Origin of the sequence: Paenibacillus thalictri, from assembly GCF_004307995.1 — a bacterium.
GTDB lineage: Bacteria > Bacillota > Bacilli > Paenibacillales > NBRC-103111 > Paenibacillus_AF > Paenibacillus_AF thalictri.
In genome coordinates, this window is the sequence record NZ_SIRE01000006.1 from 1 (window position 1) to 22,309 (window position 22,309).

At 51.5% G+C, this 22,309-nt stretch carries 19 protein-coding genes; 7 read left to right on the plus strand and 12 right to left on the minus strand.

Translation table 11 applies throughout. The features are described 5' to 3' along the window. The 8 genes from EYB31_RS08685 to leuC all read right to left on the minus strand — a co-directional run. The coding region (locus EYB31_RS08685) for a dynamin family protein (RefSeq protein WP_170318216.1) at window positions 1-1,664 on the minus strand (1,664 nt) is incomplete at its 3' end. Between the two features lie 121 nt (window positions 1,665-1,785). Continuing rightward, entirely contained in the window at window positions 1,786-2,058 is a 273-nt protein-coding gene (locus tag EYB31_RS08690; RefSeq protein ID WP_131012921.1) for an NAD/NADP transhydrogenase alpha subunit, read from the minus strand. Window positions 2,059-2,090: 32 nt separating this feature from the next. Further along, window positions 2,091-2,753 carry an endonuclease III gene (nth, locus tag EYB31_RS08695; protein ID WP_131012922.1) on the minus strand — a complete coding sequence of 221 codons (663 nt, stop codon included), beginning with the start codon at window positions 2,751-2,753 and terminating at the stop codon, window positions 2,091-2,093. A gap of 274 nt (window positions 2,754-3,027) precedes the next feature. Then, entirely contained in the window at window positions 3,028-5,826 is a 2,799-nt protein-coding gene (locus tag EYB31_RS08700; RefSeq protein ID WP_131012923.1) for an S-layer homology domain-containing protein, read from the minus strand. Between the two features lie 71 nt (window positions 5,827-5,897). After that, window positions 5,898-6,443 (minus strand): GerMN domain-containing protein, encoded by a 546-nt coding sequence (locus EYB31_RS08705; protein WP_131012924.1) that lies wholly within the window; start codon window positions 6,441-6,443, stop codon window positions 5,898-5,900. A 174-nt stretch (window positions 6,444-6,617) separates the two neighbouring features. Beyond that, window positions 6,618-8,291 carry an N-acetylmuramoyl-L-alanine amidase family protein gene (locus EYB31_RS08710; protein ID WP_131012925.1) on the minus strand — a complete coding sequence of 558 codons (1,674 nt, stop codon included), beginning with the start codon at window positions 8,289-8,291 and terminating at the stop codon, window positions 6,618-6,620. Window positions 8,292-8,579: 288 nt separating this feature from the next. After that, window positions 8,580-9,185 (minus strand): 3-isopropylmalate dehydratase small subunit, encoded by a 606-nt coding sequence (gene leuD, locus EYB31_RS08715; RefSeq protein ID WP_131012926.1) that lies wholly within the window; start codon window positions 9,183-9,185, stop codon window positions 8,580-8,582. Between the two features lie 56 nt (window positions 9,186-9,241). Then, complete coding sequence (gene leuC, locus EYB31_RS08720; RefSeq protein WP_131012927.1) at window positions 9,242-10,660, minus strand: 3-isopropylmalate dehydratase large subunit; 1,419 nt, start codon at window positions 10,658-10,660, stop codon at window positions 9,242-9,244. A gap of 256 nt (window positions 10,661-10,916) precedes the next feature. Between leuC and EYB31_RS08725 the strand changes: the two genes are divergently transcribed. Beyond that, window positions 10,917-11,474, plus strand: coding sequence for a CYTH domain-containing protein (locus EYB31_RS08725; protein WP_206105445.1), 558 nt, complete (start codon window positions 10,917-10,919; stop codon window positions 11,472-11,474). Between the two features lie 14 nt (window positions 11,475-11,488). Continuing rightward, a complete protein-coding gene (locus tag EYB31_RS08730) occupies window positions 11,489-12,406 on the plus strand; it encodes a LysR family transcriptional regulator (protein ID WP_131012928.1) in 918 nt (305 codons plus the stop codon). Window positions 12,407-12,445: 39 nt separating this feature from the next. On the opposite strand, the gene EYB31_RS08735 is transcribed toward EYB31_RS08730, so the two are convergent. Both EYB31_RS08735 and EYB31_RS08740 read right to left on the minus strand, forming a co-directional pair. After that, on the minus strand, window positions 12,446-13,243 hold the full coding sequence (locus tag EYB31_RS08735) for a carbon-nitrogen family hydrolase (protein WP_131012929.1): 798 nt from the start codon (window positions 13,241-13,243) through the stop codon (window positions 12,446-12,448). 295 nt (window positions 13,244-13,538) lie between these two features. After that, the gene (locus EYB31_RS08740; protein ID WP_131012930.1) at window positions 13,539-14,336 is read right to left on the minus strand and encodes a class I SAM-dependent methyltransferase; all 798 of its coding nucleotides are present in this window, start codon (window positions 14,334-14,336) and stop codon (window positions 13,539-13,541) included. A 244-nt stretch (window positions 14,337-14,580) separates the two neighbouring features. On the opposite strand from EYB31_RS08740, the gene EYB31_RS08745 reads away from it, so the two are divergent. Then, window positions 14,581-15,780: a pyridoxal phosphate-dependent aminotransferase gene (locus EYB31_RS08745; protein ID WP_131012931.1), complete on the plus strand. Its 1,200-nt coding sequence runs from the start codon at window positions 14,581-14,583 to the stop codon at window positions 15,778-15,780. A 104-nt stretch (window positions 15,781-15,884) separates the two neighbouring features. On the opposite strand, the gene EYB31_RS08750 is transcribed toward EYB31_RS08745, so the two are convergent. Together EYB31_RS08750 and EYB31_RS08755 are read right to left on the minus strand one after the other, a co-directional pair. Then, the gene (locus tag EYB31_RS08750; RefSeq protein WP_131012932.1) at window positions 15,885-16,400 is read right to left on the minus strand and encodes a DinB family protein; all 516 of its coding nucleotides are present in this window, start codon (window positions 16,398-16,400) and stop codon (window positions 15,885-15,887) included. Between the two features lie 101 nt (window positions 16,401-16,501). After that, window positions 16,502-17,476, minus strand: coding sequence for a helix-turn-helix transcriptional regulator (locus EYB31_RS08755; protein ID WP_131012933.1), 975 nt, complete (start codon window positions 17,474-17,476; stop codon window positions 16,502-16,504). Window positions 17,477-17,986: 510 nt separating this feature from the next. On the opposite strand from EYB31_RS08755, the gene proB reads away from it, so the two are divergent. The 4 genes from proB (at window position 17,987) to EYB31_RS08775 (ending at window position 22,268) form a co-directional block, all read left to right on the plus strand. After that, window positions 17,987-19,096, plus strand: coding sequence for a glutamate 5-kinase (gene proB, locus EYB31_RS08760; RefSeq protein ID WP_131012934.1), 1,110 nt, complete (start codon window positions 17,987-17,989; stop codon window positions 19,094-19,096). Window positions 19,097-19,190: 94 nt separating this feature from the next. Continuing rightward, window positions 19,191-20,462, plus strand: coding sequence for a glutamate-5-semialdehyde dehydrogenase (locus EYB31_RS08765; protein WP_131012935.1), 1,272 nt, complete (start codon window positions 19,191-19,193; stop codon window positions 20,460-20,462). 120 nt (window positions 20,463-20,582) lie between these two features. Further along, window positions 20,583-21,461 (plus strand): pyrroline-5-carboxylate reductase, encoded by an 879-nt coding sequence (proC, locus tag EYB31_RS08770; RefSeq protein WP_131012936.1) that lies wholly within the window; start codon window positions 20,583-20,585, stop codon window positions 21,459-21,461. A 135-nt stretch (window positions 21,462-21,596) separates the two neighbouring features. Next, on the plus strand, window positions 21,597-22,268 hold the full coding sequence (locus EYB31_RS08775) for a 2-hydroxy-3-keto-5-methylthiopentenyl-1-phosphate phosphatase (RefSeq protein ID WP_131012937.1): 672 nt from the start codon (window positions 21,597-21,599) through the stop codon (window positions 22,266-22,268). The last annotated feature ends 41 nt before the right edge of the window (window positions 22,269-22,309 follow it).

Consider the following 22,309-nt stretch of genomic DNA (forward strand, 5'->3'; position numbering starts at 1 on the left):
GCCGCTGCGCGGTACGCGGCCGCGTCCGGCAGCGCCGGCGCCAGCGGCGCGCTAGCGAGCGCGGCGAGCAGCCGCTCGCGGTACGCGGCGTCCTCGCGCGCGAGCCGCTCGAGCTCGCGCACGGCGCCGAGCTGCGCCTCCAGCGCCGCGAGCCGCTGCTCCGCGCTGGCAGCGCCTTCGGCGAGCCGCTCTGCGGCCAGCAAGCGCAGCTGCTCGATCGCTTCGTACGCGCGCTTGCGGTAAAGCGACTTCGCTTCCGCAGCGATGTCGCGGCTGTAATTCAGCGTATATTCGCCGGTAAACCCGGCGGCCATGCTGACTTGATCGGCCAGCCATTGCGGAGTCAACTCGACTTGAATCGAATCCGCTGCGGCGATCGCCTCATCGGCGGGAAAGCCGTTTTCTTCCCAGCGTTTTCTGACCGCGTCGCGAACGTGCCAGGCGATCTGCGTCCCTACTTTTTCGCTGAAATCGCGGTGCAGCGCCAGCAGCCTTTTTTCGATCTCGGCTGCGGTTTGCGAAGCGCGCGAAAAGAAACCGACCTTGAAGCCCGGTTTCCGGCTTTGCAAGTAGTCATGCGCCAAATCCCGCGTCGGAGCCGGGATGATATTGGCATTTTCAATGACGGCCAGCGCATCCTTGCGCATCGCCGCCTCCAGCTGCTCAGGAAGCGCCAGCAGCTCGTTCAGTTTGGCCCGCTCTTTTTCAAACTCGGACTGCACCTCGTCAAGGCCTTCCTCCGCAAGCCGCTCCCGCAGCGCCGCCTTCACATCCGCTTGGCGTTCGGCCATCAGCTTGGCATGCTCCTCTACGAGATGAGCGGCCGACTGATGTACGCTGAACGCCGAAAGCTCCGGAGCGTGGGCGATCAGCTGCCGCAGCGTCCACAGCAAGCGATTCCATTCATTATTAGGGTGCTCTTCCCGCTTCACCGACGTATATAACACGCCATCGGGTTCAATATGCCAGTTGCGGAACGCCTGCAGGGCGCTGTCGCGGTACTCGTCGAAGGAAAGCTCCTGCTCCCGGTGCTTGTCGATCATATTGACGATCAAAAACAACGGCTTGCCGCGGTCCTTCATCTGCTTCGTAAAGGCAAAATTAATTTCCGATTGGACATGATTGTAATCCATCACATAAAACACAACATCCGCCAAATGCAGCGCCGATTCGGTCGCCATATGATGCGCGTCGTCCGTCGAGTCGATACCCGGCGTATCCAACAGCACGGCATACTCAAGCAGCGGAATCGGATAGCGGATTTCCACCGCTTCAATCTCCGTGCCGTTTCGGGCGTATTCGCCCAACTGTTCCAATGGGATGGACTCCACAATGGCCTGCGCACCTGCCTGTACGGCATCCGTTTCAGCCAATCTGCGCGTAATTCTCGCCTCGGCAGCCCCATTGGTAATACTGACAATGTTGGCGCTTGTCGGAATCGGGCTCGACGGCAGCAGCGGATGACCGCACAATTTATTGATCATGCTGGATTTCCCCGCCGAAAAATGACCGCAAAACGCGATATACAATCGTTCATCCGCCGATTTATCGATCAACTGCTTTAATTTCCTTGCATTAACCGCATCGCCTGCGGCATCAAAAGCTGTTTTCAACTGCTCCAATGCTGTCGTTAAGTGTGTCCCTCGATCTGCAACGTTGTTCATGTTAACCGATTTCTCTCCCATTCCCCGGTGAATAACAAAAGCTTCTATCGAAGCGGTTTAAACCGCCGCGCATCCCGCCTGGAATGCCTATTCATGAAAAAAAACCGAAGAAGCTTCGGTTTTAGTGTATCATGCTTTTGCCTTCAGGTATAAATATTTCGAACACATTTTTATGCTGCAGGATCGTAATGTCCTTGCTTTTCAGCTTCATCACGACAACATCCGGCTTTAACTTCATCCGGTCCAAATAACTTTCAGGAACTTCGCCCGAACCGTTGACCGTAACGCCTTCAACTTGCTTTTCCTCATTTTCGGCGATTGGCGTTGCAAGCACCTTTTCGTAAATATCGGAAAACACTTCAAAATCACTCGTATACACGGATATGCATTTCATTTCTTTCCCATCCTTTGCTCATGTCTTATGTACTATGGTTTAGATTTCCTACTGCCGCCGGTTTTCATACGCCGCTTTCCTTCCCGGCATATATCGAGCAGCGGACACACTTCGCATTGCGGGTTTTGAGCCTTGCAATGATATCTTCCGAAAAATATGAGCCTATGGTGAGTAAGCGTCCATTCATCTCGCGGCACTTTCTTCATCAGCTTTTTCTCGACTTCCAGCACTGAATCGTCCGGCCCTGCCAAGCCAAGCCGCTTGGCCACCCGTTCGACATGCGTGTCCACGGCAATAGCTGGGACGCCAAAAGCATTTGAAACGACCACATTGGCCGTTTTGCGCCCTACACCCGGCAGCTCGGTTAGCTGCTCATGAGATCGGGGAATTTCTCCCCCATGCTTGTCCAATAACAACTGGCATAATTTTTGAATATTGTTCGCCTTATTCCGGTAAAGCCCGATCCTGCGTATGTCCTGCTGCAGCTCCTCAAGCGGAACGGCTAAATAATCCTCGGGACACTTGTACTTTTGAAACAAGGATGCCGTCACTTTATTGACAGTTTCGTCTGTACACTGCGCGGACAGCAGTACAGCGATAGTGAGCTCAAAAGGATTGGAATGATGTAACTCGCAATGAGCATCCGGAAACATGCTCGCGATCGTATCGAGAATATGGCGTACCTTCTGATTCATGCCTGTTAGAGAGCTCCTTCATGACATCTGATGTTACTATTCAAAGTGTAGCGAAAAGTGTCGATGGAATCAATGGCTGAATACGCTAAATTTACGAACATTTTATAAAATTATGTATGAAATTACTTTAAAAACACGGAAATAGGCCTAAAAGCAGAGCAGCACCCCTGTATCACCCCCGACTGGAGACCCAGGATGCTCTGATCCTGGATTCCAATGCGAATGACGGGATGTGACACCGAGGTGCGAAACATAAAGCTATAAATGAACGATTTTATTGCTCAATCTCGACGATTTTATCGTCCAGCACGTATACAAACACTTCGTCGTTTTCTACAAACGCATTGGCCGTTACCGTTGCAGTACCTTTGTGCAGATACGCCTTTGCGAAGAAATTGTAGACCGTTTTATCGCCCGCCGCCGTTGATTTCAGGTTCAGCTGGTTCAGAATATAGTCAAAGCTAGCCACAACCCGCTTAGCGCCTGTTGCGATGTTAATAAGCGGTTTCTCGGTGCCGTCTTTAATAATTTCGATACGGTCGTTAATTTTCAAATTGGTCAAAGCCGGCGATGTAATAAGACCGTTCTGCTTAATGGTGAAGTTTTGGCCGACCGGAATCACTTGTAATCCAAGATAATAATCCTGAACGGTCACTGTCGATGCCGCGGTATTAATGGCGGTTACCTTGCCGCGGACCGTGTTTTGCAAAGTTACCGAATCCAACACGCTGCCGTTAAATGAAATTCTCACATATTCATCCAAAGCGATATCTTCAAATGCCGAGGTCGCCTGACCGGTTTTCACGATTTTAGTCCCGCTTGGAATTGTAATCGTGGAGAGCGCGCCGTTTTCATCTTTCACGCTGAGCTGGTGGTCCGTGCTGTTCTTGAACAACACTTTATACAACCCGGTTTTCTTGACTTGAATTTGGCTGATCAAATCTTGTGTATAGTTCAGCGTAACTTTAACCAAGTCGCCTACCTTCACGTCGGCAATCGTAGCCGAAGAGCCCTTGCCCCAAACGTCGAATCCGGCGCCGGAGTTCAGCTTGAAGCTGATGTTTTGCCCACTGGCGACTCTCACCGTCATTTCGTTCGGAATGGCGCTTGTATTGAGCTGAGTGATCGTGCCTTCGAGATCGTTGGCCAGCTGAATCGAAGTGATCTTATCTTTTGTTGCTCTCATATTGACCCTTTTGCCTTTGGTAAACATCGTATAGAAGCCGTTGTCAAACGGAATGGTCGCTTCGTTCAAGCGGATCGCCGTCGTATCGGTCATCTTGTAAGCGCCGACCGTACCGTTGTCCTGTTGAATCATCAGCGTTTTGCTGTCGGCGTCATTGATCAAGATGGTCGCAAACAGGATGCTGTTGACCGTACGGTTGGTGACCGTGACCTTAACGACCTTGTCGTTCAGCAATTCGAGACTGACAATGTCGCCTTCCTCCAGATCGTAAAGTCCGGCTGTAGACAGCCCTTCGATGGCGACAACCGCATTATCCGCAATGTAATAAGCCCCCAGCGCATTGCCGGCTTTGTTAATCAACATATTCGTTTTATCGCTGCTGACGCTTTTTAATGTGCCTTGCACCGATGTCGTATAGTCGGCGGCTTTTCTGATCGTGACTGAAGCCACTTCATTGTTCACAATTTCATATCCGACAACATCGCCGGTGCGCAGCTTGTTGAAATCGCCAAAGCTGCCGTCCGGGTTGTATATGGCGATTCGGCTGGAGATAGCAAAAGATTCCGATTTCCCCGTAGAATCCGTGAAAGCCATCTTGCCGGAATCATCTTTCGGCGAAGTAATCGTTCCTTCCGCTTTTTTGTTGATCGGCACTTCTTTTACAACGATTTGCGATACTTTTGCATTTTTGACGATTTTGCTTTTCTTGAGCTGAATCACGCTGCCGACAGGGATGGAGCCGATGCTTAAGCCCTTGCCGTCCTTATCGGTTACCGAAACAGTCGGCGACAGCTCCATATATTTTTTGGAGCCGTTTTGTGTGAAAGCAACCGCCATTTGCTCCAGAAAAATATCGGTGAGTGTTCCTTCCGAGACGTCCATATGCTCTTCATCGCTCGTAATTTCTATGTAATACGCAGTGCCTTGCGAACCCACGACATAAACCTCGTAAGTTTGTTTGATATCGGACATCGTCACTTTGCTGTCGTTTTTCCCGTTAAACACCACTGTGTCGGACGATATCGCATAATCAGCCGTTTGACCCTTGTCGTTGATCACCGTTATTTTTCTGTCCGAAATTTCGGCGGCATAACCAATCATGACGCGATTCGAGCGAGTGGTCAAATAATTGTCCCCGCGGCTCAAGAAAGTAGCCATCTGCGCGCGTGTGACCGAGTCCTTAGGTCCAAAACTATAATCGTCGATACCGTTGACGATTTTCAGCACGTAAGCTTCGTTAATGTATCCGAGCGCCCATGACGAGAAGTCCTTTGCATCCTTAAACGAAGACGGAATCATCGATACCTGCTTGGCTTCGGATTCCTTGCCGATGGCGCGGATGACGATTTTGGTTACCCATTCGCGGGTCGCTTCCCGTGAACCCCAGGCCGTTTTTGATTGCGCTGAACCGCTGTCGACTTCTTCCGAAGGAAGTAGCAGCCCTTTGTCGATCGCCAAAGCGATATAAGGTCTGGCATACTGGTCTGCGGTTACCGGCAGCGTAAAGTCGGTTTTCTTCACTTCGCTTTCAAGGCCCATCATCCGGATCGCCATAATGATCGCATCTTGCTGGGTTACTTTATTGTCCGGCCGAAATTCGTTTCTTTCAAATCCTTCGATAATGCCAAGCGCAGCCAGTTTCGTAATCGGCTTGGTGTACCATGTATTGGCCTGTACGTCGGAGAAAGTCGTTCTGACAAACCCCGAGGAGCTGAGACCGGAGTTTAGAGATGTGCTTGTGGAAGACGACGTGCTAGTCGACGACGATGTCCCCGTCGACGTACCGGTCGTTGTATCGGCGGCAAATGCCGCCGTGCTTCCAAAGGTCATGGTTAATGCAAGCAGTGCAGAGATCGCCGTGTATCTCGTTTTTAGTATTTTCTTCATGAAATTGCTCCTCTCCAAGCATCATATTCATTTTTCAAAGATAGATTCATAGATTCCATGCCGCAAAAATACTAGGACCTCTTCAAAGGATGCGGCAGCTCGAGATGACCCATCAGACTATCCGGCTTTTTGCCGTCGACGAGCAGCTCAATACTGTCGATTTCCTTAAATTGAAACAGCGTTTTTTGGATTGCTTGCAGCACAAGCTCTTCCCCGGAAGCTCCAAGCTGGGCATCCTGGCTCACATGAAGATCCACCGTCAAGGAGTTACCGGCAAGAACAGCCGACTTCACGTCGATGCCCTGACAGAGCGCCACCGCTTTACCGGCGGGCTGTGCCGACAGCGCTTTGAGCGCAGCCGCATACTTGTCTTGTTCCTGTTTGTACGTTACGGAAACATCTTGTTCGACCAGCTTTTGACCGTCTTCGTCACCGAAGTAAGCTTTTACCGTCGACTTGATCTCGGCAGAAGGCTTTACCGTCCCCGAGTCCGTTGCAGCAGCGGCCGGAACTTTCACCGGCGATAAACCTTGACCGGGTTCCTTCGTCATTCCGCATCCGCTGATCGCAGCGCATACGCTTACCCCTATGAGCAAGACCGTTAATTTTTTATGCATCGTGTTACCTCCTAAGAACTTTGCGAAGCAAAATTCTCTACGTAAGCATTACTGAACTTTGCGAAGCAAAATTCTCTACGTAAGCAACTCTTTTCGTCGAATGTCTGGCCTATGCGGAGCAAAATTCATCATACTTCGGCGCCGCAATAATGCAAACGCCGTAAATCGCTTATGTTACTTCTGGATGTTGTTTAAAGTCTCTTTGATGGCAGCAACGATCGCTGCAGCTACTTTATCTTGAAATGCATCCTGATACATAAGAGCTTCTTCATCTTTATTGGACAAATAGCCAACCTCCAGAAGCACCGCCGGCATTGTCGTATTTTTCGTGACGTAGAGGTCGTTCACCCGCACATTGCGGTCAACAAAACCGTTGGCCGCCAGAACTGCACGGTGAATCGCATTCGCGAAAGGCAAGCTTTCCTTTCTAGTATAATACGTTTCTGTGCCGCGGATAGTTGCATTTGTAAACTTGTTGCCGTGGATAGATAAAAACAGGTCCACATCCGCATTATTAGCTATCGCCACCCGTTCCGACAGCTCCAGGAACGTATCATCCTTGCGTGTGGTGATCACTTCGAGATCGGGTTCCTTCTCCAGCAGGGCTACTACTTTAAGCACCATCGACAAGTTAAAATCTTTCTCGTATTTACCGGTTACCGATACAGCGCCGCTGTCCTTATCGCCATGACCCGCGTCGATAACGATCTTATTCTTGGCCGGCGGCTTGAGCTGAAATGTGAGCAAATTCTTTTGCTTGGAATCTACGATCTTGAGATCTGCTTTTTTCTTTAAATCTATTATTATTCTAACGATAGAAGGGTCACTTGAAAATAGCGAATAGCGAATTTTTTGTACAGACGGATGATTTACCTGAATTTCCGCTTGTCCGTCGGCGTTTAATTTGAGCGCCGGATCCAATTTCGCATTAGGCAAATCAACGACAATCCGGTCCGGTCCGCCCAGTTTGGTAATGTTTGGTTTCGGATCATCCCCTGAAGTTTTTAATGTCAACTGCTCTCCGGCAAAAGAAATCGACTGTACGATAGCCGGAGGTTTGTCCGGTTTGGCGGTTGGCTGAGGGCCAATCCCTTTGCCTGACGTATCCGTTGCCGTTTTGCCGTTGTCCGGTTGAGTCTTCACCGCGGTATCCGTCTGGCTTTTGCCGCTACCGGCAGGCGTTTGTGTTTTTCCGTCCGAATTGGCTGGGACGGAACTGTTTTTCCCGGGATCCGTTGCAGGCGTCTTATCTGCCGGTTGAGCGGACTGTCCGGGGCCAATGGTCTGAAGTCCTGAATTTGACACAAGCTCCAGGCTTCCGTTTGGATTGCCTGCATTTGCATTTGTGTTTCCCGTTGCATTTCCGCTTGCGTTTGTGTTTCCCGTTGTGTTGCCGGGTACACTCACGCTTCCGCCTTCTACAGCCTTAAACAACAATACCGACCGCTTCAAATCGTCCCATATGACCTTCACACCAAGCTGCTCGCTTACAAACCGCAGCGGCAGCATCGTATTGCCTTCGACAATGGCCGGAGGGATCTCCATAGCAACCTGCGCATTGTTGACCAGCGCGTCCGTCTGATCGATCCGCAGCTGAATATTGACTTTATCCTTATCGATCGTCACCTTGCGTGCTGCGTTATCCCATTGTACCTTGGCCCCCAGCTCCTCGGCAATAATCCGCACAGGCACGACGGTGTTGTCCTTCACGATCCGCGGAGCTACCTCCGAAACAAGCTGTTTGCCGTTCAAGAAAAGCGAAATCGGCTGAACCGCGGCTTCCGCCGCGACAGGAAACGAGAGTAAAGCGACAAATAACAATGCAAGCAATAACGATAAAGACCTCATACAGCACCTCTATTATGTAAAATTTTGCGAGCGATTAATGGAAGAATTCGACGCGAACCTTCTGCAAACCTATAAATAGCAACATTTTCCGATATCCTATTAGACCGAAATAATCCGAAAAAGTTGCGAGATTCACAGTATTTTGTCATATTTATCCGCTGCTTGCATAGGGCTGCCTTGTGATTGGCGCAAAAATAACGCTAATTCCCAATAAAATTAGCGGCGCCCATCTCCAATAAAAGCAAAAAAGCCGCCCCGGAAGGGACGGCCACTAGCGCTTCAGGTGTATTATTTGTAAGCCAGACGTGCTTGATGAGCGGCTTCGTATGCGGTGATTTTGTCTTCGTGCTTCAGCGTCAAGCCGATATCGTCAAGTCCTTGCAGCAGGAATTGGCGGCGGTGCTCATCCAGATCAAACGAAATTTCCAGACCTTGATCGTCCGTAATTTTTTTCGCTTCCAGATCGACGGTCAGCTTGTAGCCTTCGGTTTTAGCTGTACGTTGGAACAGCTCTTCCACCTGCTCTTCGCTCAGCTTGATCGGCAAAATGCCGTTTTTGAAGCAGTTGTTGTAGAAAATATCGGCATAAGACGGAGCGATGATCACGCTGAATCCGTAGTCCTGAATGGCCCATGGAGCGTGCTCACGCGACGAGCCGCAGCCGAAGTTGGCGCGGGAAATAAGTACCGATGCGCCTTGGTAGCGCGGCTGATTGAGCGAAAAGCCGGGAATTACGTTGCCCGCTTCGTCAAAACGCCATTCAAAAAACAGGAATTGGCCAAAGCCAGAGCGCTCGATGCGCTTCAAAAATTGTTTTGGGATAATCGCGTCCGTATCGACATTAACGCGGTCTACGGGACCCACAAGGCCGGTATGCAGTTTAAATGCTTCCATGATTATATCTCCTCACGATCTATAAAATTAATCAGTCCGATAAAAAAACGGTTAAATTACGCTTCTTGTTTTACTTTGAAATTCCAGTCGCGAACGTCCACGAAACGGCCTTCGATCGCCGCAGCCGCAGCCATTGCCGGGGAAACCAGATGCGTGCGTCCGCCGCGGCCTTGACGGCCTTCAAAGTTACGGTTGGATGTCGATGCGCAGCGTTGTCCCGGTTGGAGCACGTCCGGGTTCATCGCCAAACACATGCTGCAGCCTGCATCGCGCCATTCAAAGCCAGCATCGGTGAAAATTTTATCCAGACCTTCTTTTTCGGCTTGGATTTTCACGCGGCCGGAGCCAGGAACAACAATTGCAGTTACGTTCGACGATACTTTGTAGCCTTGAGCAACCGATGCGGCAGCACGCAAGTCTTCGATCCGGCCGTTGGTGCAGGAACCGATAAATACGTAATCAACGGCTACTTCGGACATCGGAGTGCCCGGTTTCAAATCCATATATTCAAGCGCTTTTTCAGCGGCTTTACGTTCATTTTCAGTAGTGAAGCTTTGCGGATCCGGCACGTTTGCCGTAATGTTGGTTCCCATGCCCGGGCTAGTTCCCCAGGTCACTTGCGGAATCAGCGCATCGGCGTCAAATTCGACGACACGGTCGTAGACGGCGCCTTCGTCGGTAACAAGCTGTTTCCACTGGCCTACCGCTTCGTCAAACGCAGCGCCTTGCGGCACATACTCGCGTCCGCGCAAATAAGCAAAGGTCGTTTCGTCCGGAGCAATCAATCCGGCTCTAGCGCCCGCTTCGATGGACATGTTGCAGACGGTCATACGTTCTTCCATGGACAAACTGCGGATCGATTCGCCCGTATATTCAAGAACGTATCCGGTTGCGAAGTCGGTGCCGTATTGCGCAATAACTCCGAGGATCAAGTCCTTAGCCGTTACGCCAGGTTTCAGCTTGCCGTTGATGCGCACTTCCAGCGTTTTTGGCTTGGATTGCTGCAAACATTGAGTGGCCAGCACGTGCTCCACTTCGCTGGTGCCGATACCGAAGGCAAGTGCGCCGAAAGCGCCGTGAGTCGACGTATGGCTGTCGCCGCACACGATGGTTTTACCCGGATGAGTAAGTCCGACTTCCGGACCCATAACGTGCACAACGCCTTGATCGATGCTGTTTAAGTCAAACAATTTCACGCCGAAATCGGCGCAGTTTTTGGAAAGCGTATCCACCTGTTGTTTGGAAATCGGATCGGTGATGTTGAAGCGGTCCTTGGTCGGAACGTTGTGATCCATGGTTGCGAAAGTCAAATCGGGACGGCGCACTTTGCGGCCGGTCATGCGAAGACCTTCAAACGCTTGCGGCGAAGTCACCTCATGCACAAGCTGCAAATCGATGTAAATAACGCTAGGTTCGCCTGCTTCTTGATAAATAACATGGTTGTCCCAAATCTTCTCAAACATTGTTTTTGCCATCGTAATCCTCACCTCATAAAAAGTTATGGTAAAATGCAACCTCATTACACTTTACCACGTTTGATTTGCTAACATCGTACCATGTATGTCTTCATTGTTCCAAGATATAATATCTATAAGATTAATAGGTAAATCTAATAGAGGTCTACCGGCATCGCGATGCCGCAGCTCAATTTCTTTTTGAATAAAGATGTCCGATACCCTATAATCATCATTAGATTAATAGGTGAAATCAATAAAGACAAGGGAGTTATTAATGATGAGTCAAGAAATCGAACGCAAGTTTATGCTGGGCCGTTTCCCTGAACAAGAAATCCGCGAAGGCTATCTGCAGTTTATCTCTCGCAAAGAAATCGACCAAACGTATCTCGCCCTCTCCAAAGGAGAGGAAATCCGGATCCGCAAATTGTCGGAGAACGGCGAGGCGGAATACACCCATACGTTTAAAAAAGGCAACGGCTTGTCCCGTGAAGAAATCGAATACGCGATTTCGGAGCCGATCTACTCGCAGCTCCTCGCGCAATCGGGCAAAACGCCGCTGAAAAAAACAAGAACGACCGTCGTGGCGGGAGAACTTCATTACGATATCGACGAATACCGGCCGCAGTTCGATTTGACGGTCGTCGAGGTGGAGTTCCCCGATGAAGCAAGCGCGCATCGTTTCGCAGCCCCGGATTGGTTTGGGCGTGAGGTCGGAAGTGAAGAGGAATACCGCAACAAAAAGCTGTGGCGTTCGCTGCAGGACAATCCCGCAGCGGGTTCTTCGTTATCCGTCGCCATCGGCGGGGATTCCCAAGCGAACGATTCCAAATAAAAGGGGTTGTCACGATGGAACTGCGCCAATTGCAATATGCGCTGCAAATCTCGATCGAACGCAACTTTTCGCGTGCCGCGGAGAAGCTGCATATCGCCCAGCCTTCGCTCAGCCAGCAGCTCTCCAAGCTGGAGAAGGAAATCGGCGTGCTGCTGTTTCACAGGACGACCAACTCCGTGGAAGTGACGCATGCGGGAACGCTTTTTATGGAGAAAGCGCAAAAGATTCTTGATATGGTCGAGCTGCTGAAGCAAGAAATGGAGGACATTTCGCAGATGCGCAAGGGCCGGGTTGTCGTTGGCAGTCTGCCGATTACCGGCGCTCACATTTTGCCGCTTGTGCTTCCGGTGTTTCAAGAGAAATATCCCGACATCGAAATCGTTCTGATCGAGGAAACGACGAATAATCTGGAGCAGTTGACCCTTGGCGGACAAGCCGACATCAGCTTGCTGTCGCTCCCTTTATCCGACGATACGTTAGCTTACGAGCCGGTTGTCGAAGAGGAGATCATGCTGGCCGTACCGCCGCAGCACAAGCTTGCCTCCGCTTTAAAAGGAGCAGGCTCCGCCGTCGATTTGCAAAGCTTGCGCCATGAACCTTTTATCGCGCTGAAGAAAGGCCAAGGCTTTCGGCAAATTACGCTTGAGCTGTGCGAAAACGCCGGGTTTACGCCGCATATCGTGTTTGAGAGCAGCAATATCGAAACCGTGCAATCGCTTGTCGCTGCCGGGATGGGCATCGCGTTTGTGCCGCAGATGGTTTCGCGCAGCGGCTGGAGCCACCTGGTGCCCGCTTATTTGCCGCTTACGACCCATCCAACCCGTACGCTTGTGATGGCATACCGCAAAGGGCGTTACTTGTCCAAAGCGGTCGAAGCGTTCATGAGCACCTTCCGCGAGGTCGCTCAAGAGGAAGAAAGCCGGACCGATTGACGGTCCGGCTTTTATTTCACTGTTGTGGAAAATAGATCTCTAATATAAAGAAGGCCGGCGGTCTTCGAAAATCGGAATCGTCCTGCGCACCCGGTCCACATCGTCAAGATGAATTTCCGCACGGATGATACATTCGTTTTCTCCGCCTTCGGCTATCGCCTCACCCCATGGGTCGATCACCATCGAATGACCGAAAAAGTCGGTTTCGCCGCTGATGCCAACGCGATTGCAGGCAACGACAAACATCTGGTTTTCAATGGCCCGCGCTGTCAGCAGCGTCCGCCAGTGATGCAATCTCGGCTTAGGCCACTCTGCCGGCACAAACAACACCTTGGCCCCGCCAAGTGCGAGCTTGCGCGCCAGCTCCGGAAAGCGGATGTCATAACAGATCATCACTCCTGCAGCTACTTCGTCGATATGCGCGCTGCCGATTTTGTCGCCGCTGACGAGATATTTCTCTTCATCCATTAGACGGAACAGATGGATTTTCGAATAGTCCGCAACCTTGTTGCCCTCACGGTCATACACGTAGATGGTATTGAAGATTTGATCCTCTTTTTTCTCCGCAATCGAGCCGCCTACGATGTTTACTCCATGTTTGCGGCTGAAGGCAGACAACAGCGCATCGGTCCGTTCCCCGTTCTCATCGGCAAGCTGCTGAATGCGCTCCAGCGCATATCCGGTATTCCACATTTCCGGAAATACGATCACATCCGGTTTGGGCGAGCCGGTTACGGCTTCCTCCAGCATGTTCTCCAGCTTATTAAAATTGGCTTCCGGTTCTCCGATCGCAATATCCATCTGCAGAAGCGCCAAATTCAAACTATGTTGCGGCATTGATACACACTCTCCGGTTTCTATAACTATATAAATTGAACACATGTTTTGGAAGCCCGTTGCACTCCGGTTTTTCCCTGATGTTCTTTTGTTCAACTTATATAGATCAACTTTCCTTATATGATAATCGAAATTCCCCATAAGCTCAATGGTCCGGCAAGTTGCAGCGGCGCTTTAAGAGATTGACGGCGTCGGCCACGATTTGCATTAAACGATTCTAACAGAGGTGAGGAGCCTTCGCCGCGGTTATCCCGGCGGGCAACCCGATTGCCTTTTTAGACGGCCAATTCCGAAGTTAGCGGTGATCCGCTTTTTTGGCAATCCACACGGTCCAGCGGTCTTTTTCTTCAATCGGCTCGCCTTCCGCCCATGCCGCGTGATGTTTAATATAATCGCAAAGCTCGGCCAACTCCGCATCGGATAGCTCATGCAGGATCGACCTGCCGGTGCGCGCTAGCAAATCGGCTTTCAGCTCGCCGAAGTCCGCATATCTTCTGCGAGTTTCCCATAAGGGGAAACGATCGACCCGGGCAAATCCGGCTTCCTGCAAGGAGAAGCGCACCCGCTCGTCGGAATGTCGGCGTACGATTTCGGCATCGATGAGCCGAGGATACTTTTCAAACAAATAACCGCGGACATGCTCCCGGCTTCCGGCAAGCAGGCAATCGTCCGGGGTTCTGTCCTGAACGACAAATACGCCTCCATCGGCCAGCAGCCGGTATGCTTCCGCAAAACAGGAAGTTAAATCGGGTGCGCCGATATGGTGGATCAGCGCCCGTTCCAAAACAACGTCGCTTAGCCCTCCCGGCTGTCCGGTATGCAGCGCACTGCCCTGCTGGAAATGAATGTTATCGAAGCCTGTACAATATGCCGCGGCGGCCGCCAGCATCTGCTCGGAGAAATCGACGCCGGTTACGGACGATGCTCCCATTTCCGAAAGATTCCTGCTGTAAATACCTCCGCCGCAGCCAATGTCAAGCACCTTTTTCCCATGTACGGACACATGCTGCTCCAGCCAAGTCCCCCAGCCAGAATCAGCTTTTCTTTGCGAATAAGATTGACGGTTGCTCTCGTGATGAAAATCGATCGGCATCGCGAATCGCCTCCAACTGAATGTAATCAAACATTTTACTTCAACACAATCAAATAGATGCAGTTTCATTAAATGAAACTTAATATTGCAATGTGAAACTATATTCAGTTTATCACACCACTCTATTCATGTACAGACGCAAGCAGCGTTCACTATACATAACCGTGGAATCATGATACATTAATTTTAAATTGAAAGATGACGGTATCCAACCGAGTACTTAAAAAATGGAGTGACGATATATATGAAATCGACGCAACCCTCGGCTTCGGCATTTGAAATTCGGGCCGCGGAGCGGTTACAGCTGCTGCCTACTCAGTTTTTCGCCAAATTGGTTGGCAAAGCCAATGCCCAAATCGCTCAAGGACACGATGTCATTAATTTGGGACAAGGCAATCCCGACCAACCGACACCCGCACATATCGTACGTTCGATGCAGGAGGCGTCAGCCAATCCGCAGTACCACCGTTACGCGCCGTTTAACGGTTATTTGTTTTTAAAGCAGGCGATAGCCAAACGGTATAAAGAAGATTATAACGTCGATCTCGACCCGGAAACGGAAGTTGCCATTTTGTTCGGAGGCAAAACGGGTTTGGTGGAAATCAGCCAATGCCTGCTGAATCCGGGCGATGTGTGCTTAGTCCCGGATCCGGGTTACCCGGACTACTGGTCCGGCGTGGCGTTGTCCGGCGCGGAGATGGTATTTATGCCGTTGCGCCAGGAAAACGGCTTTTTGCCCGACTATGCTCAACTGAAACAAGACGATTTGAACCGAGCTAAGTTGATGTTTATCAACTACCCGAACAATCCGACAGCCGTTAACGCCCCTGCTTCCTTCTATGAAGAGACGATCCGCTTCGCCGAGAAAAACGGCATCGTTGTAGCCAGCGATTTCGCTTACGGCGCTATCGGTTTTGAGGGCAGCAAACCCGTCAGCTTCCTGCAGCAGCCGGGCGCCAAAGAAGTGGGCGTCGAGTTCTATACCTTGTCCAAAACGTACAACATGGCCGGCTGGCGTGTCGGCTTTGCGCTTGGCAGTAAAGAAATCGTGCGGATGATTAATCTGATTCAGGATCACTATTACTGCAGCTTGTTCGGCGGCATTCAGGAAGCGGCGGCAACCGCGCTGACCGGCTCGCAGGACTGTGTGGAGCAGCTGCACGCGACGTATTTGAACCGCCGCAATGTGCTGTATCAAGAGCTGCATCACATCGGCTGGAATGCGACGCCTTCGCAAGGATCGTTTTTTTGCTGGCTGCCGATTCCCAAAGGGTACACCTCCGCGGAATTTGCCGACCTGCTGCTGGAGCAAGCGAAAATCGTCGTCGCCCCCGGCACGGGATTTGGCGAAAGCGGCGAAGGTTATGTGCGGCTTGGGCTGCTGACCCCTGAAGAACGCTTAAAAGAAGCCGTACAGCGCATCGGCAAGCTGAATTTGTTTTAAAACGGGCATTTGTGCCCATTTCATTGAGTACCGCAGTTGTACGCATAGGCATATATGTTAAAAGGGGCATCCGCTTTTTTCCGCGGGTGCCCCTCTTTGGCTTGCTACTGCAAGTCGTAATAATAAAACACCATATCGCTCGCAGCTCCGGCATGGCCGAGCTGTCTGATCATCGAAGAAATGTTGCCCCGGTGATAGGTGTCGTGGTTGACCACATGCTGTACGAGCTCGAACAAGCTTGCGTGAAGAACACCGTAGACCGGATGATGAAATTGCTTGACGGTCAGCAAATCTTCGCCGCTTCCAAGGAACTCCCTGTAACGGGAAGCGAGGCCTTCAAACAAAAATTCAAGCTCATTTACATTTAAGGAACTGTTTTTCGTTTCTGCCACAACGCCTGGGAGCACCGTCTGCACTTCTTCCATCGTGCTGCCTTTCATCACCATCAGCCATACGTTATCAAACATGTAAATATGCTCAAGCCCGGCATAAATCGTAGGGAACACATCTTGAACAGGCTGGTGAATCAATACGTCAGGCAGCTCCCTCAGCCGCCCGAACACCTTCTTATTGGCCCAGACATGGTATTCGTAAGTTTTCATCGTCATTTTCAAACCCATTTGACATCCTCCAAATCGCGATTTGTATGCGGAGTCCCCATGTGCCTCTTGGGGTTCGTCGTACAGGTTTGATTGTAACCGGGCTTCACTGACAATAGCGGTCAGTGAACATAAAGCGACTCGTAATAGGTTTGCAGCTCTTTGACAATGCCCATCATTTTTTGCTGCAGCAGCTTTGGCTCTATGATTTGAATAGTCCCGCCGTAACTTATTAAATAATACGGGATGTGTGTATGAATCGCCCGCTCCTCCATTTCAAACACGGCTTCCGTATCGCTTCGTTCCGCCAGCGCATGCGACAAAAACCAATGTCCGCACAAATCGTCGATGGCATGCTCCTCCCCCCGGATACGAATCCGTATCGGCGGGTCCGCTCCGTCCGCCTTCGGCAGCAGATTCGAAAGAAAAAACGTTCTGGCGGAAAACCCGGCCGGACGTTCAAACCGCTCCTCCGTCAACTGCAATGAAACGATGCGATCGACGCGAAAGCTGCGAATCGAGCCGCGCAAATGGCAGAAGCCGACGGCGTACCATTTATGCCTCCAGCATACCAGACCGTAAATATCCAAATGGCGCTCTTGCACCGTGCTGTCGTAACCTTTTTGATATTCCATCAGTACCGTACGGCTATCCGCAGCGCCCAGCTCCAGCTTCTGCAGCATGGACACCTGTGATTTGTCCGTACTTGAGCCGATCACTTCGAGCCCCTGCTCATGACGTTCAATTTGGAGCAGTTGCTCCTGATTTGTGTACATTTTCAGCTTTTGCACCGCCTGCTGCAGCCGCTCGCCATACGGATAACCCGCTTCCTGGGCAAACTGGGCGGCATGGATCAGCGCTTTCTGCTCCTCCAGATCGAAAAGAAGCGGCGAATCGTTAAACTGTCCAAGCAGGCTGTAACCGCCATGGTGGCCCGAATCGGCGACAATCGGCACGCCGCTGGCGCACAAGGAATCGATATATCGGTAAACGGTGCGGATGTTGATCTCAAGTCTTTCCGCCAATTGCTTGGCGGTCATGCGCCGTCCCTTTTTCAGCAGCCACAAAATCGATAACATGTGATCGGCTTTTGACATTGTGAAGGTTTCCTTTCGAAATTGAGCCGGAGCTTGCCGGCAAGAGGAAAACATCGTCCCTGCCGCACAAACACCTGTGCCTTTTTTTAATTCAATTCGCCAAAAGAGCCGTATCCTCCTTCAAAAGACGGAACCAAACCCTGCCGATACCGAATCCGATTGGCCGGATGAATCTTTACAAAACGAAAGTCCGCATGATATTCTATAGTAATAAAGCTTCAGAAAACAAACGTAATGATGGGAATAGTAGGAATCCGGCTAACGACCAGAGAGTAAATTCCGCAGGCTGAAAGAATTTACCGCGACGCCATTACCGAACCCGCCCCTGAACGGCCAACGACGAGTTGGACGGTGTTTCTCTGCCGTTATAGAGACAGCAAGTTGGATGAATGTATTTCATCAAGCAAGGTGGTACCGCGGAAGCTCAAGCTTTCGTCCTTAGCCGGACGGGAGCTTTTTGTATTTTTACCGGAATTTTACGAAGTCTAGAACGAAAGAAGTGATTTAACTATGCAGCAAAGAGTCGTTGTGAAAATCGGCAGCAGCTCGCTTACCTCAGATGAAGGCGGATTAAATCGGGAGAAGGTCGCTTTTTTTGCAAATGAGCTGGCCCGCGTTCATGCGGACGGTCAAAGCGCCCTGCTTGTAACCTCCGGAGCTGTCGCTGCCGGATTCCGGCAGATCGGTTATGCCGCGAAACCTAAATTTTTGCATGAAAAGCAAGCTTCGGCCGCAGTTGGCCAAGCGCTGCTGATGCAGGCCTACCAGGAAGCTTTTGCCTCCCACGGCATTGTCGCGGCACAAATATTGCTTACACGCTACGATTTCTCCAACCGCAAACGAATCCATAACGCCATGATGACGATCGACGAGCTGATGAAGCGAGGTATAGTGCCGATCATCAATGAAAATGACACCGTATCGGTCGACGAGCTGAAATTCGGCGATAACGACACCTTATCCGCGCTGGTCGCCAACCTGGTCAGAGCGGGCCGACTTGTTATTTTGACCGACACCGACGGACTGTACAGCGAAGACCCGCGCAAAAATCCGAACGCGCAGCGGTTTGACCGCATTGAGGTGATCACGGACGAAATCTACCGTGTTGCCGGGGGCTCCGGCTCATCGGTCGGCACCGGCGGCATGCGGTCCAAGATTGAAGCGGCCCGCATTGCGATGCGCGGCGGCGTTCCCGTCTTCGTCGGCAGAGTTGTCGAGCCGGGTGACCTGAGATTGGCGCTGGATGGCGTCGGCAAAGGTACATACTTCGAAACAACGGAGCATGCCTTGCCTGTCAAAAAGCAGTGGCTTGGCTTCCACTCCCTGCCGCACGGCCGGATCGTCGTCGACCGCGGTGCGGAAGCCGCGCTTGTGAGCGGCGGCAAAAGTCTGCTCCCGGCCGGCGTCAAGGAGATTGACGGCGATTTCCACCCTGGCGATGTCGTCGAAGTGATCGGCGAAGCCGGGCAAACGATAGGGCGTGGCGTTGTCGGTTACTCCGCTTGGCAGTTGCAAGCCGTCGCCGGGCTGTCCACCGAAGAAGCGCTGCGGCGGGTTGAGGTGCCGCGCATCGAAGTCATTCACCGCGACGAATGGATTACGCTGCAGCAGATCAATTAATTTCGCGCTTACGATGCTGGCTTTTCTGACGAAAAGCCTAGTTTATGCTTACGATGCCGAATTTTCTATCGAAAATTCTTAGGAGGTAACCCCCATGACATTATCCAATCAAACGTCCGTCAGCGAAGTTGTGCAAAAGGCCAGTTTGGCCAAACATGCCGCACAGCGGATGAACATGCTCACTACGGAACAAAAAAACGAAGCTTTGCTTAAAATGGCCGACGCGCTTGTCGCTGAACAAGCTTCGATCATTTCGGCCAACGAAATCGATCTGCAGCGCGGCCGGGCTAATGGTACCAGCGAGTCGCTGCTCGACCGGCTGGCGCTGAATGAAAAGCGGATCGCCGCTATGGCCGACGGTTTGCGCCAAGTTGTCGAGCTGCCCGATCCTGTCGGCGATTTGCTGGAGCAATTCGAGCGTCCAAACGGGATGCTTGTCCGCAAGTTCCGTGTACCGCTAGGCGTTATCGGCATGATCTACGAAGCAAGACCCAACGTGACGGTGGATGCGGCGGCGCTTTGCTTAAAAACGGGCAATTCGGTCGTATTGCGCGGCGGGTCGGCGGCGCTTGACTCCAACCGGCGCATCGTGGAGGTGCTGCATGAGGCGCTTGCTTCATCGGCTATGCCGGCGGACGCGCTGCAGCTTATTTTCAGCTCGGACCGCTCCTCCGTCGACGAGATGCTGAAGTTGAACGGCCTGATCGACGTGCTCATACCGCGCGGCGGCGCTTCGCTTATCCAAAATGTCGTCAAAAACGCAACTGTACCGGTCATCGAAACCGGCGCCGGCATCTGCCACACGTATATCGACGAAAGCGCCGATTACGAAATGGCGCTGCGCATCGCCATTAACGCCAAAGTGCAGCGACCTTCCGTCTGCAATTCGATGGAGACGCTGCTTGTACACGAAGCATTTGCGGCTAACCATCTGGCTGCGCTCGCCGAGCAGTTTTACAGCCATCACACCGAGCTGCGCGGCGACGAGCGGGCAAGACAACTGGCTTCCGGCATGAAAGCCGCGTCCGAGCAGGATTGGGACACCGAATACAACGATTATATTTTGAACGTCAAAATCGTCTCCGGTCTGGATGAGGCGCTTGCTCATATTCGCAACCACAGCACGATGCATTCCGAATGTATCGTTACCGAACATGCCGGCAATGCCGAAAGATTTTTGCAAGAGATTGACGCTGCCGCGGTGTATCATAACGTCTCCACTCGCTTCACCGACGGGTTCGAGTTTGGTTTCGGGGCGGAAATCGGCATCAGCACGCAAAAGCTGCATGCCCGCGGACCGATGGGCTTGCCTGCGCTGACATCAACGAAATACGTGGTGACCGGCAACGGACAAATCCGCGGCTAACCGCTGCCGTAGCATTCGCACCATGCGGGTGCGTCTACTCCTGCCTAATCTGTATAAACTTTGCAAATGTACGGGATTGGGTATATTAACTAACAATATAATAAAGGGGGCATATCCGTAATGAACTTATCTGATGCAAAAATTACGTTTGTTGGCGCCGGATCGATGGCCGAAGCGATTATTCGCGGATTAACCGGCAAACATGTGGCCCGGCCGGACAATATCTTTGTTTTTAACCGCCAAGACGCAGCTAAGCTGGACTCGATCAAGTCGACGTACGGTGTGCAAATAACGGCGGAACCTGCTGCCAAAGACGAATTTGTGCGCCAAGCCGATGTCGTTGTTGTGGCGTTCAAACCGAAGGACGCCGTGGAGGGACTGCGCGGACTGCGTGAACTGCTTCATCCCGGACAACTGCTCGTTTCCGTCATCGCCGGATTGTCGGTCGATACGATCGAGCATATTTTGGCAACAAAACAGCCGATTGCGAGAACGATGCCCAATACGTCCAGCACAATCGGGCTAGGCGCTACAGGCCTTAGCTTCTCCACGACCGTTACTGAAACGCAACGTGCCATCGCCCGCGAAATGTTCGAGGCGACCGGCCTTGTCTCGGTGGTCGAGGAATCGCAGCTTGACATCGTAACAGGCGTATCGGGCAGCGGCCCGGCTTACATTTATTATATGATGGAAGCGATGATTCAAGGCGGAATGAAAGGCGGATTGTCTGAAGAAGCGGCAAGACAACTGACTGTTCAGACGGTGCTCGGAGCGGCCAACATGGTTCTGCACACCGGGGAAAATCCTGCCGACCTGCGGCGAAAAGTGACGTCCCCGAACGGCACAACGCAAGCCGCCATCGAAACGCTCGACCGCAACCATTTTAGCGAAGGAGTCGTTCAAGCGGTGCTTCGCTGCGCCGAACGAGCCAAAGAAATCGGCGAAGGCATCAGTGAAAGCGCCGGCGCCTCCGTCATCCCGCAAACTGCGAAAAAGTAGGTGTAGCATTCATGAACACCTCAGTTTTCCGGTTCCGTCGGCGGTATTTATCCCGGCCGCGTGCCGTTGATTTTGAAAGATTGCAGCACATAAGCCGGAGCTGAAAGCGGCAATAAAAGCATGGGGGATCAGAGAATGACCGACAGCGCGCAAAAGCAATCCGTCATTTTTTGCGATTTTGACGGGACGATAACCAACAACGATAACATTATCGAGATCATGAAGCATTTTAAGCCGGATGGGTATGAAGAACTCGTCAATCAAATCATCACCAAAGATATTTCGATCAAAGAAGGCGTTGGAAAATTGTTCTCCCTGCTGCCTTCTTCAATGGAACAAGAAGTCATTGATTATGCCCTCAACCATGCAACCATTCGAGCCGGATTCCAGGGGCTGCTTGATTATTGCCAAGCAAATGATATCCACTTTTTGGTTACCAGCGGCGGGATCGATTTTTTCGTTTACCCGCTGCTTAAACCGTTTGATATTCCGGCCGAGCATATTTACTGCAACGGCAGCGATTTTACAGGCGAGCGCATCCGCATCACATGGCCGCATCCATGCGATGACGCGTGCCACACCAACTGCGGCATGTGCAAAACAACCATCATTCGCAGCTATCCGAAGGACCGCTATAAGCGGATCTTGATCGGCGACAGCGTCACCGATTTTGAAGGAGCCAAGCTGGTCGATACAATTTTCGCCCGTTCTCATCTGATCGAAATGTGCGAGATGAGCGGCATGCCGTATCACCCGTTTACAGACTTTTTCGACGTGATCGAGGTATTGAAGAACCAAAGAGGCTAAACGCGGCCATGATCGCTGCATTTGAAGCCAAATGTCATCTG